Source organism: Pseudomonas sp. Pseusp9 (assembly GCF_059491265.1).
This window is the reverse complement of record NZ_CP168500.1, coordinates 2,135,644-2,146,639: the sequence shown is the minus strand read 5'-3', so window position 1 is coordinate 2,146,639 and position 10,996 is coordinate 2,135,644. Positions and strand designations below refer to the sequence as shown.

Sequence of the window (10,996 nt, the reverse complement as noted above, 5' to 3'; positions counted from 1 at the left end):
GTCGGTTTCTCGTTTATCAAAGTTTGGTCAAGGACAGGCCGGCCCAGGTGGCAAGCAGCCCGCCGAATACGCTGAGCGCCGCATAGCCCAGGGCCAGCGGCACCTGCCCGCTTTCCAGCAGGCGCACCGTATCCAGTGAAAAGGATGAAAAAGTCGTCAGCCCCCCGAGGAAGCCGACCATCAACCCGGCACGCACCTCGATGGGCACCTCCGGGCGTATCAAAAACAGACCGTATAGAACGCCGATCAGCAAACAGCCCACGATATTAACGGCCAGCGTCGCGGTATAGAAGTGCCGCGGCCAATTCGCGTTGATCCAGTTACCCGTGGCGAAGCGCAACAATGTACCGGCTATCCCGCCGACGGATACCGCAACGATCAAAGGAAGCACTATTTTCTCCGCTGCCGGGGGCTTAAACGGTCGAGTTTCGCCAGGTGATTGAGTTTTTCGCCGATTTTCAGTTCCAGGCCACGGGGCACAGGCTGATAGAACGCAATCGGCTCGAGCTCTTCCGGGAAGTAATCTTCCCCGGCGGCATAGGCGTCCGGCTCATCGTGGGCATAACGGTACTCATCGCCGTAGCCCAACTGCTTCATCAGCTTGGTTGGCGCATTGCGCAGGTGCAGCGGCACTTCCAGCGAGCCGTGTTCGGCGGCGGCACGCAATGCGGTCTTGAAGCCCATGTAGACCGCGTTGCTTTTCGGCGCGCAGGCCAGATAGGTGATGGCCTGGGCCACCGCCAGTTCGCCCTCTGGACTGCCAAGGCGTTCCTGCACTTCCCACGCCGCCAGGCACAGGCTCAGCGCGCGCGGATCGGCATTGCCGATGTCTTCACTGGCCATGCGCACCACGCGCCGGGCCAGGTACAGCGGATCGCAGCCACCGTCGATCATCCGCGCGAACCAGTACAGCGCGCCGTCGGGGTTGGAGCCGCGCACCGACTTGTGCAGCGCGGAAATCTGGTCGTAGAACGCTTCGCCACCCTTGTCGAAACGCCGACGGGTATCGCCGAGCAGGCTTTGCAGCAGGTCGGTGCCCATCTCGCTGTTGTCTTCGGCCAGATCCGAGGCGTTTTCCAGCAGATTCAGCAGGCGCCGGCCATCGCCATCGGCGGCGGACAGCAGCATCTGGAAACCCTCATCACTGAGGGTCAGGTTGCGCTTGCCCAGGCCACGTTCCTCGGTCAGCGCACGCTGCACCAGCTTGCGCAGCGCCGCTTCGTCGAGGCTCTTGAGCACATAGACCCGTGCCCGTGAGAGCAACGCATTGTTCAACTCAAACGAGGGATTCTCGGTGGTGGCGCCGATGAAAATCAGCGTGCCGTCTTCGACATAGGGCAGGAACGCATCCTGCTGGGACTTGTTGAAACGGTGCACTTCATCGACGAACAGAATGGTGCGCTTGCCGTATTGCCCGGCCTGCTGCTTGGCGATCTCCACCGCCTGACGGATTTCCTTCACGCCGGCGAGCACCGCCGACACCGTTTCGAAGTGCGCATCCGAGACTTCGGCGAGCAATCGCGCCAGCGTGGTCTTGCCCACGCCCGGCGGCCCCCAGAAAATCATCGAATGCAGGGCACCCTGCTCCAGCGCTTCGCGCAAGGGCTTGCCGCGAGCGAGCACGTGTTCCTGACCGACGTACTCGTCCAGATTGGTCGCGCGCAAACGGGCGGCCAATGGCTGGGCGATGGGGGCACTGCGAAACAGATCCATGACTACTTGTGAAACCTCACTGGTTCTCTATCCCCTGTAGGAGCGAGCTTGCTCGCGATGGTCGTCAACGATAACGCTGGCGACCTGACACCCAGCGGCGCGCTCAGGTTCATCGCGAGCAAGCTCGCTCCTACAGAGGTTTTGCGACTTATTCCTGGATTACATCGGCACCCTTGGGGATGTCGAACTTGAACCTGGACGCCGGGATCGGCTCGTTGGCCTTGACGCCGGTAAACAGGATGTTGGTGCGCTGGCCGACACTGTCGATCATCTGCATATCATTGACCAGGCCATTGCGGAACGACAGGCGCAGGCTGTCGAACAAGGTGTCCTTGGTTTTCGGTTTCAGGGTGAAATCGATCACACCACCGGCTTCCTTGGCACTGATGTCGAAGCTCTGGCTGATCTTCGACACGTCACCGGACAGCAGCAGCGCGGGCGTCTGGGTCAGACGCTCATCGAGTTTCTTGATGGTGGCCTGCTCCAGATCCGGGTCCCACAGGGTGACCTTCTTGCCGTCGGAAACCATGGTCTGCTCGGCTGGCGCATTGGTGTGCCAGTAGAACAACCCCGGACGCTGCAGGGACATGTCGCCAGCGGTTTCCTGCAACTGGGTGCCGGTGCCGTCGAGGGTCAACTGAGAGAAGCGTGCGGTCAGGGTCTGGGATTTTTCCAGCAATTGGGTCAGGCGTGCCACGTCCTTGTCATCGGCGTTAGCCTGGAGCGTGGTCAAAGCCAGTACCGGCAGCAACAGCATGCGGATCAGACGCATGGGAGTCCTCATAACATTCGTGGGAGTGCGAGCGGTGCCACGGGCACCACTCCTTTCATACTCGGATCAGTCGCGCACCGGGCCCGGGGCCAGGACTTCACGCGAACCGTTGGTGTTCATGGACGTCACGACCCCGGCCATTTCCATGGCTTCGATCATGCGCGCGGCGCGGTTGTAGCCGATCTTGAGCTTGCGCTGCACCGCTGAAATGGAGGCGCGACGGCTTTCCAGCACGAACTGGACCGCTTCATCGTACAGCGCGTCGGCCTCGGGATCGTCTCCGTCGCCGCCACCGCTGCTGCCTTCGAAGCCGCTACCGGCCTCTTCGACGCCATTGAGAATGTCGTCGTTGTATTCCGGCGCGCCGCGCAGCTTCCAGGCTTCCACCACGCGGTGAACCTCATCGTCGGACACGAAAGCGCCGTGAACACGAATCGGCAGACTGGTACCCGGCGGCATGTAGAGCATGTCACCGTGGCCCAGCAGTTGCTCGGCACCGCCCTGGTCGATGATGGTCCGGGAGTCGATCTTGCTCGATACCTGGAACGCCATGCGGGTCGGGATGTTGGCCTTGATCAGACCGGTGATCACATCCACCGACGGACGCTGGGTCGCGAGGATCAAGTGAATACCGGCCGCACGAGCCTTTTGCGCGATACGCGCGATCAGTTCTTCAACCTTCTTGCCGACGATCATCATCATGTCGGCGAATTCGTCGACCACCACGACGATGGTCGGCAGCTTTTGCAGCAGCGGCGCTTCGTCGTGAATGCTCTCACGCTTGTACAGCGGATCGCTCAACGGTTCGCCCGCATCCTGGGCTTCCTTGACCTTGGCGTTGAAGCCCGACAGGTTGCGCACGCCCATCTTGGCCATCAGCTTGTAGCGGCGCTCCATCTCGGCAACGCTCCAGCGCAGGGCGTTGGCGGCATCCTTCATGTCGGTGACCACCGGGCACAGCAGGTGCGGAATGCCTTCGTAGATCGACAGTTCCAGCATTTTCGGGTCGATCATGATCAGCTTGGCGTCTTCCGGGCCGGACTTGAACAGGATCGACAGGATCATCGCGTTCACGCCCACCGACTTACCGGAACCGGTGGTACCGGCCACCAGCAGGTGCGGCATCTTCGCCAGGTCGGTGATGACCGGTTTGCCGCCGATATCGTGGCCCAGGGCCAGGGTGACCGGGGATTTGAAATTGTCGTATTCGGGGGTCGACAACACCTCGGAGAAACGCACGATCTGCCGGTCTTCGTTGGGAATCTCGATACCGACCGTGGTCTTGCCCGGAATCACTTCCACCACGCGCACGCTGGTCACGGCCAGGGAACGGGCCAGGTCCTTGGCCAGGTTGGCGATGCGGCTGACCTTGACGCCGGCGGCCGGCTGAATTTCGTAACGGGTAATCACCGGCCCTGGATGAATCGAGTCGACGGTGACTTCAACGCCGAATTCCTTGAGCTTGATTTCCAGCAGGTGGCCAACCGCAGCCAGGGATTCAGGCGAGTAATTGAGCTGTTTCTTTTCCGCGGGATCGAGAATCGAGATCGGCGGCAAGGTGCCTTCCACGGCGCTGTCGACGAACAGAGGCGCCTGTTTCTCTTTTTCGACGCGCTTGCTCGGTGCGACAGGCTTTGGTGGCGCGGGCGCGATCACCGGCGGCACCTGCTTCTCGCGTTCGGACATATGCTTGCTCAGGGCTTGCTCACGCTCGATCAGGCGTTCCTTGACCTTGGCCTGCTCGCGCTTGTCGGTGACGGTCGGCGCAACCACTTCATCCATACGGTCGTCGACTTCACGCAACTGGGCGACCAGCTGTTTGCGCTCGGTACGGGCCGCCCACCAGCGATTGGCCGCGCCCTGGAACAGTTCGAACAGGTCGAGGGTGATCTTGCCGGTGACATCCATCACCTTGAACCACGACAGGTCGGTGAACACCGTCAGGCCGAACAGGAACAACGCGATGAACAACAGGGTACTGCCCTGGATATTCAGGGCGTTGCGGGCCAGGTCACCGAGGCTTTCGCCCAGCGCACCGCCCGCACCGGCCGGCAGACCGGTCGCGGCGTGGAAATGGATATGGGCCAGAGCGGCGCCCGACAGTACCAGGAACACCAGGCCGATCAGGCGCCAGGAGAACAGCCAGCCGCTCCACTGCCACGGTTCGTGACGCTGGCGGAAGATCTGGTAAGCCTTGATCGCCAGCAGCAACGGGAAGATGTAGGCGAAGTAACCCAGCACCATGAACAGGATATCGGCGCTGTAGGAGCCCGCTGGCCCGCCGAAGTTCTGCACGTCGTCGATCTTGCTGTTATGGCTCCAGCCCGGATCATCCTTGCCATAGGTCAACAAGGCCATCATCAGGAACAGGCACAAGGCACCGATGGCGATCAGCGCACCTTCCTTGAGTCGGTAGTGCAAGTGCTGGCGCCAGAGCGGAACGACGGCTGGTTTAGGTGCTGCGGTGGATTTCTTCAAAACGCTTCTTTTCCTGCGCCATGGGCGCGTCCATCTGGTGAATGTCTATAAAAACCGGCAAAAAACTGCCCAATCCAGGCAGGTAAAAAAGTTAACGCGCGTATCCGGGACTACTTTTAACACTGCGCCCCGGTTTTTATAAACACGGCGCGCACTGAATATATGTAGCACGCACGGCATTGTACGGATTTGTACGCACGACGCCATGCTTGAGACCCTTGGGTGTAGCATAGTCAACAGCACATGACATGCTGTTCAATTTGAGCATGCATTCTCTTTTGTGACAAAGGCTTATGAGGTGTTTTTATGAGCGAAGCGAAGCATTCCCGCCTGATTGTCCTGGGCTCCGGCCCTGCCGGTTACAGCGCAGCCGTTTATGCCGCCCGCGCCAACCTCAAGCCCGTTGTCATTACCGGCATACAGGCAGGTGGCCAGCTAACCACCACCGTCGAAGTCGATAACTGGCCAGGCGACGTCGAAGGCCTGACCGGGCCGGTCCTGATGGAGCGCATGCAAAAACACGCCGAACGCTTTGCCACCGAGATCGTTTACGACCACATCCATACGGCCAAGTTGCAACAACGGCCGTTCGAACTGATCGGCGATGGCGGAACCTACACTTGCGACGCACTGATCATTGCCACCGGCGCCTCTGCGCAATATCTGGGCCTGCCGTCGGAAGAAGCGTTTGCCGGCAAAGGGGTCTCGGCGTGCGCGACCTGTGATGGATTCTTCTATCGCAATCAGGTGGTTGCAGTGGTCGGCGGCGGCAACACGGCGGTCGAAGAGGCGTTGTACCTGTCGAACATTGCCAAGGAAGTGCACCTGATCCATCGGCGCGACAAACTGCGCTCGGAGAAAATCCTCCAGGACAAACTCTTCGAAAAGGCCGCCAATGGCAATATCCGCCTGCACTGGAACCAGAATCTGGACGAAGTGCTTGGCGATGCCAGTGGCGTGACCGGCGCCCGCCTGCGGGACAGCCACACCGGCGAAACCAGGGAACTGCCCCTGGCCGGGGTGTTTATCGCCATCGGCCACAAGCCCAACACCGACCTCTTCAGCGGACAGCTGGAAATGCGTAACGGGTATCTGCTGGTCAAGGGTGGCAGCGAAGGCGATGCCACTGCTACGGCGATAGCCGGCGTGTTTGCCGCCGGTGACGTGGCCGACCACGTTTATCGCCAGGCCGTTACGTCTGCCGGGGCCGGTTGCATGGCGGCACTGGACGCTGAAAAATACCTCGACGACATTCCTGCCGTTTGAAGGCAAACTTTATCGCGAGCCAATACCCACCACTGCCCTCCCCTTCTGCAAGCCCGGATGCCATGCTGACTTGGTTACAACGCAACACCTTGCATTTCCCACCGCTGGAAAAGGCCATGCGCGACCCCAACGGGCTCCTGGCTGCCGGTGGCGATCTGTCCGCCGACCGGCTGGTCTCGGCCTATCGCCACGGCTGCTTCCCATGGTTCTCCGAAGGCCAGCCAATCCTCTGGTGGTCCCCGGACCCGCGCACGGTTTTGTTTCCCGACGAACTGCATGTCTCGCGCAGCTTGAACAAACTGCTGCGCCAGCAACGCTATCAAGTGACCTTCGACGCGGATTTTGCCGCCGTCATCCGCGCCTGCGCCGCCCCCCGGGATTACGCCGACGGCACCTGGATCACCGAGGCGATGCAAGATGCCTACATCGAACTGCACAGGCGTGGTCACGCGCACTCGGTGGAAGTGTGGGACGGGGACGAACTGGTCGGCGGGCTGTATGGCCTGGCGATGGGCCGGCTGTTTTTCGGCGAGTCCATGTTCAGCCGCGTCGACAACGCCTCGAAATTCGGCTTTGCCACACTGGTGCGCCATCTGAAAGACTCGGGTTTTGTACTGATCGATTGCCAGATGCCCACCGATCATCTGCACAGTCTGGGAGCGCGAGCGATTCCCCGCCGTGACTTTGCCCATTACCTTGCGCAGTATCTGGACCAACCCAGCAGCGCCACCTGGGTTTGCTGAGCGTCTTTTGCCTGCGTGGCTTACACTTAATCCAAAGCACTACCCCGAGGGTTGATCATGACCGAGTTGGCGCGCTTGAAGTTCTATGCCACTCAGCCGCACTCTTGCAGTTATCTGCCCGATGAGCAGGCCACCACCCTGTTCCTCGACCCTAGCCAGCCCATGGATGTGCATGTCTATGCAGACCTGTCGGAGATGGGGTTTCGTCGCAGCGGCGATCATCTCTACCGGCCGCATTGCCAGAACTGCAATGCGTGCGTACCGGCGCGCATTCCCGTGGGGCAATTCAAGCCCAACCGGCAACAAAAACGCATATTCAAGCGCAACACGGATTTGCAGGTGCGTCCGGCCAAGCCCCGCTTCAACGAAGAGTATTTCGACCTTTACCAGCGCTATATCGAACAGCGTCACGCCGATGGCGACATGTACCCGCCAAGTCGCGACCAGTTTTCGACATTCCTGGTGCGGGACCTGCCGTTTTCACGTTTTTATGAGTTCCGCCTGAACGGCCGGCTGCTGGCCGTCGCCGTCACTGACTTGCTGCCGAACGGTCTTTCGGCGGTCTACACCTTCTACGAGCCTGCCGAAGAGCGTCGCAGCCTTGGGCGCTACGCGATTCTCTGGCAAATCGCCGAGGCCAGCCGGCTTGGGCTGGAAGCGGTCTACCTCGGTTACTGGATCAAAAACTGCAAAAAAATGAACTACAAGACTCAGTATCGCCCCATTGAACTGCTGATTAATCAGCGCTGGGTGGTTCTAAACTAGAGCCGGCCCTAAACCCCTTGGCTTAAACCCCACTTTTCGGGCACAATGCACGCCGCTTTTGCCTGGCGCAGTTGCACCGGGCCATTCATTGGACACCGAGGGCTTTACTGCATGTCGAAAGAAGACAGCTTCGAAATGGAAGGCACTGTCGTCGACACCCTGCCCAACACCATGTTTCGTGTGGAGTTGGAAAATGGGCACGTCGTAACCGCGCACATCTCCGGCAAGATGCGCAAGAACTACATCCGTATTCTTACCGGCGACAAAGTGCGCGTCGAGCTGACGCCCTATGACTTGAGCAAAGGGCGCATCACCTACCGCGCTCGCTAATCAGGTCAATACAAGACGCCCGGCTTATGCCGGGCGTTTTTGTTTGCCTGCGATTTGCCCCCCCTGCAACCCCAATGTGGGAGCGAGCCCGCTCGCGAAAGCGGTGGATCAGCCTGCATCAATGTTGCATGTGCTGCCGCCTTCGCGAGCAGGCTCGCTCCCACAAGGGTTTGCTGTATTTTTTTCAAGACAACAAAAAGGCGCCTCTCGGCGCCTTTCTGTTTTGCTTTTGAACGTCAGGCCATCTCGGCCGTGGTCTCGAACTCGAAGGTCAGCTCGCCATCCTTGATGTCGATGTGCACCACACCGCCATGTTCGGCCAGTTCGCCAAAGAGAATCTCCTCCGCCAGCGGACGCTTGATCTTGTCCTGGATCAGGCGCGCCATTGGGCGAGCGCCCATCGCCGCGTCGTAACCACCTTCGGCCAGCCAGCTGCGAGCCGCATCGGTGACTTCCAGCAACACTCGCTTGTCTTCCAGCTGCGCCTGAAGCTCCGTAAGGAACTTGTCCACCACGCTCTTGATGACCTCATGGCTGAGGCGACCAAACTGGATGATGGTGTCCAGACGGTTGCGGAACTCCGGCGTAAAGCTCTTCTTGATCACTTCCATCGCATCGGAAGAGTGATCCTGATAGGTGAAACCGATCGAAGCGCGAGCTGCAGTCTCGGCACCGGCGTTGGTCGTCATGATGACGATCACGTTACGGAAATCCGCCTTGCGCCCGTTGTTATCGGTCAACGTACCATGATCCATGACCTGCAACAGCAGGTTGAAGACTTCCGGATGCGCCTTCTCGATCTCATCGAGCAACAGCACGCAGTGTGGCTGCTTGGTGATGGCTTCGGTGAGCAGACCGCCCTGATCGAACCCGACATAACCCGGAGGCGCACCGATCAGACGCGATACGGTGTGGCGCTCCATATACTCGGACATGTCGAAACGAATCAACTCGACGCCCAGCGCCTTGGCCAACTGACGCGCCGCTTCGGTTTTACCGACACCGGTAGGCCCTGCGAACAGGAACGAACCGACTGGCTTGTCAGGGGACTTGAGGCCGGCACGGGACAGCTTGATCGCGGTTGCCAGCGAGTCGATCGCGGCATCCTGACCGAACACGGTCAACTTCAGGTCACGCTCGAGGTTACGCAACAACTCCTTGTCGGAACTGGTGACGTGCTTTGGCGGAATCCGCGCGATTTTCGCGACGATATCCTCGACCTGTGGCACTTCGATACGCTTGACGCGCATCTCGACCGGCTGCAGGCGCTGGTAGGCACCCGCCTCGTCGATCACATCGATCGCCTTGTCCGGCATGTGCCGGTCGTTGATATAGCGCGAAGCCAGTTCGGCGGCGGCGCGCAGGGCCTCATCGCTGTACTCGATGTTGTGATGCTGCTCGAAGCGCCCCTTCAGACCACGCAGGATACCGACGGTGTCTTCCACGGAAGGCTCCGACACATCGACCTTCTGGAAGCGCCGGGCCAAGGCACGGTCCTTCTCGAAAATGCCGCGGAATTCCTGGAAGGTGGTCGAACCGATGCAACGGATATCACCCGAGGACAGCAGCGGCTTGAGCAGGTTCGAGGCATCCATGACACCACCGGACGCGGCACCCGCACCGATGATGGTGTGGATCTCGTCGATGAACAGGATCGCCTGCGGACGTTTTTTCAGTTCATTGAGCAGCGCCTTGAAGCGCTTCTCGAAATCACCACGATACTTGGTGCCCGCGAGCAGAGCGCCCAGATCGAGGGAATAAACAACACTGTTTGCCAGCAGATCCGGCACCTGGTTGTCGACAATGCGCTTGGCCAGGCCTTCGGCAATCGCGGTTTTACCCACGCCCGCCTCGCCCACCAGCAGCGGATTGTTTTTGCGACGACGCGCCAGGATCTGCGCGACACGCTCGACCTCCAGCTCACGGCCCACCAACGGATCGATTCGACCCTGGCGCGCGAGTTCATTGAGGTTGCTGGCATAAGCATCCAGGGGATTGCCCGAGGAAGAAGACTCACCACCCTCGTCGTCCTGCATATCTTGCTCACCTTCAGAATGATCGCCATGCCCAGGCACCTTGGAAATGCCATGGGCGATGTAGTTGACGACATCTATACGGGCAACGCTCTGCTGTTTCAGCAGGAACACTGCCTGACTCTCTTGCTCACTGAAGATCGCGACCAGCACGTTGGCACCAGTCACTTCGCGTTTGCCCGAGCTCTGTACGTGAAACACAGCACGCTGCAGTACACGCTGGAAGCCCAGGGTTGGCTGGGTTTCGCGATCCTCGTCATGCACAGGGATCAATGGCGTGGTGGAGTCGATGAACTCCTGCAGGTCGTGCTTGAGTTTGTCGAGGTTTGCGCCGCACGCACGCAAAACGGTGGCGGCAGCCTCATTGTCCAATAGGGCCAGCAGGAGATGCTCGACGGTCATGAATTCATGACGCTTCGAACGGGCCTCCTTGAAGGCAAGATTGAGGGTGACTTCGAGCTCGCGGTTTAACATAGCTTCACCTCATACCCAAGTGGTCGGCGATTAACCGTCCTTCTCGATTTCACAGAGTAGCGGATGCTGGCTTTCCCTGGCGTACTGGTTGACCTGCATGGCCTTGGTCTCCGCGATGTCGCGGGTAAACACTCCACATACTGCCCGCCCTTCCGTATGGACGGCCAGCATGACCTTGGTCGCCAGCTCGCGATTCAGGTTAAAAAACACCTCGAGCACTTCGACCACGAAATCCATCGGTGTGTAGTCATCGTTGAACAAAACCACCTTGTACATCGGCGGCGCCTGCAGTGCAGGCTTTGCCTCCTGAACAGCAATGCCTGTGGAATCGTCGTCGTGTAAATCAGGGTGATCCTGATTGAATGTTAGTCGAATCTGGCTGATTGCATGCATGGAAAGAAAGGTTCGTCAGTTGTTCAAAT

General features: G+C 59.6%; 10 protein-coding genes. 4 read left to right on the top strand and 6 right to left on the bottom strand.

The window, feature by feature from the left end; translation table 11 throughout:
* Nucleotides 1-16 precede the first annotated feature (16 nt).
* The 4 genes from crcB to ACEN8E_RS09635 all read right to left on the bottom strand — a co-directional run bounded on the left by crcB (nt 17) and on the right by ACEN8E_RS09635 (nt 4,963).
* The gene (gene crcB / locus ACEN8E_RS09650) at nt 17-391 is read right to left on the bottom strand and encodes a fluoride efflux transporter CrcB (RefSeq protein ID WP_057399849.1); all 375 of its coding nucleotides are present in this window, start codon (nt 389-391) and stop codon (nt 17-19) included.
* Nucleotides 391-1,713, bottom strand: a complete 1,323-nt coding sequence (locus ACEN8E_RS09645; protein WP_495592395.1) for a replication-associated recombination protein A — start codon at nt 1,711-1,713, stop codon at nt 391-393. The genes crcB and ACEN8E_RS09645 overlap by 1 nt, the downstream gene beginning before the upstream one ends.
* 148 nt (nt 1,714-1,861) lie before the next feature.
* Nucleotides 1,862-2,485 carry an outer membrane lipoprotein periplasmic chaperone LolA gene (gene lolA / locus ACEN8E_RS09640; RefSeq protein WP_429369053.1) on the bottom strand — a complete coding sequence of 208 codons (624 nt, stop codon included), beginning with the start codon at nt 2,483-2,485 and terminating at the stop codon, nt 1,862-1,864.
* Between the two features lie 66 nt (nt 2,486-2,551).
* Nucleotides 2,552-4,963 (bottom strand): DNA translocase FtsK, encoded by a 2,412-nt coding sequence (locus ACEN8E_RS09635; protein WP_495592394.1) that lies wholly within the window; start codon nt 4,961-4,963, stop codon nt 2,552-2,554.
* A 306-nt stretch (nt 4,964-5,269) separates the two neighbouring features.
* On the opposite strand from ACEN8E_RS09635, the gene trxB reads away from it, so the two are divergent.
* The 4 genes from trxB to infA all read left to right on the top strand — a co-directional run bounded on the left by trxB (nt 5,270) and on the right by infA (nt 8,067).
* Nucleotides 5,270-6,229 carry a thioredoxin-disulfide reductase gene (trxB, locus tag ACEN8E_RS09630; RefSeq protein WP_495592393.1) on the top strand — a complete coding sequence of 320 codons (960 nt, stop codon included), beginning with the start codon at nt 5,270-5,272 and terminating at the stop codon, nt 6,227-6,229.
* A 62-nt stretch (nt 6,230-6,291) separates the two neighbouring features.
* The gene (aat, locus tag ACEN8E_RS09625; RefSeq protein ID WP_495592392.1) at nt 6,292-6,972 is read left to right on the top strand and encodes a leucyl/phenylalanyl-tRNA--protein transferase; all 681 of its coding nucleotides are present in this window, start codon (nt 6,292-6,294) and stop codon (nt 6,970-6,972) included.
* Nucleotides 6,973-7,029: 57 nt separating this feature from the next.
* Entirely contained in the window at nt 7,030-7,737 is a 708-nt protein-coding gene (locus tag ACEN8E_RS09620) for an arginyltransferase (protein ID WP_495592391.1), read from the top strand.
* A gap of 111 nt (nt 7,738-7,848) precedes the next feature.
* Nucleotides 7,849-8,067, top strand: a complete 219-nt coding sequence (infA, locus tag ACEN8E_RS09615) for a translation initiation factor IF-1 (RefSeq protein ID WP_002553999.1) — start codon at nt 7,849-7,851, stop codon at nt 8,065-8,067.
* A 236-nt stretch (nt 8,068-8,303) separates the two neighbouring features.
* Here infA and clpA read toward each other — a convergent pair whose 3' ends face one another.
* Both clpA and clpS read right to left on the bottom strand, forming a co-directional pair.
* Entirely contained in the window at nt 8,304-10,574 is a 2,271-nt protein-coding gene (gene clpA / locus ACEN8E_RS09610; RefSeq protein ID WP_495592390.1) for an ATP-dependent Clp protease ATP-binding subunit ClpA, read from the bottom strand.
* Nucleotides 10,575-10,604: 30 nt separating this feature from the next.
* Nucleotides 10,605-10,967, bottom strand: a complete 363-nt coding sequence (clpS, locus tag ACEN8E_RS09605) for an ATP-dependent Clp protease adapter ClpS (protein ID WP_033052565.1) — start codon at nt 10,965-10,967, stop codon at nt 10,605-10,607.
* Nucleotides 10,968-10,996: the final 29 nt, after the last annotated feature.

Bases quoted from the DNA above. Each gene is read 5' to 3' on its own strand.
- lolA (WP_429369053.1), bottom strand. From the start codon at position 2,485: ATGCGTCTGATCCGCATGCTGTTGCTGCCGGTACTGGCTTTGACCACG.
- aat (WP_495592392.1), top strand. From the start codon at position 6,292: ATGCTGACTTGGTTACAACGCAACACCTTGCATTTCCCACCGCTGGAA.
- ACEN8E_RS09645 (WP_495592395.1), bottom strand. From the start codon at position 1,713: ATGGATCTGTTTCGCAGTGCCCCCATCGCCCAGCCATTGGCCGCCCGT.
- clpS (WP_033052565.1), bottom strand. From the start codon at position 10,967: ATGCATGCAATCAGCCAGATTCGACTAACATTCAATCAGGATCACCCT.
- infA (WP_002553999.1), top strand. From the start codon at position 7,849: ATGTCGAAAGAAGACAGCTTCGAAATGGAAGGCACTGTCGTCGACACC.
- trxB (WP_495592393.1), top strand. From the start codon at position 5,270: ATGAGCGAAGCGAAGCATTCCCGCCTGATTGTCCTGGGCTCCGGCCCT.
- ACEN8E_RS09620 (WP_495592391.1), top strand. From the start codon at position 7,030: ATGACCGAGTTGGCGCGCTTGAAGTTCTATGCCACTCAGCCGCACTCT.
- clpA (WP_495592390.1), bottom strand. From the start codon at position 10,574: ATGTTAAACCGCGAGCTCGAAGTCACCCTCAATCTTGCCTTCAAGGAG.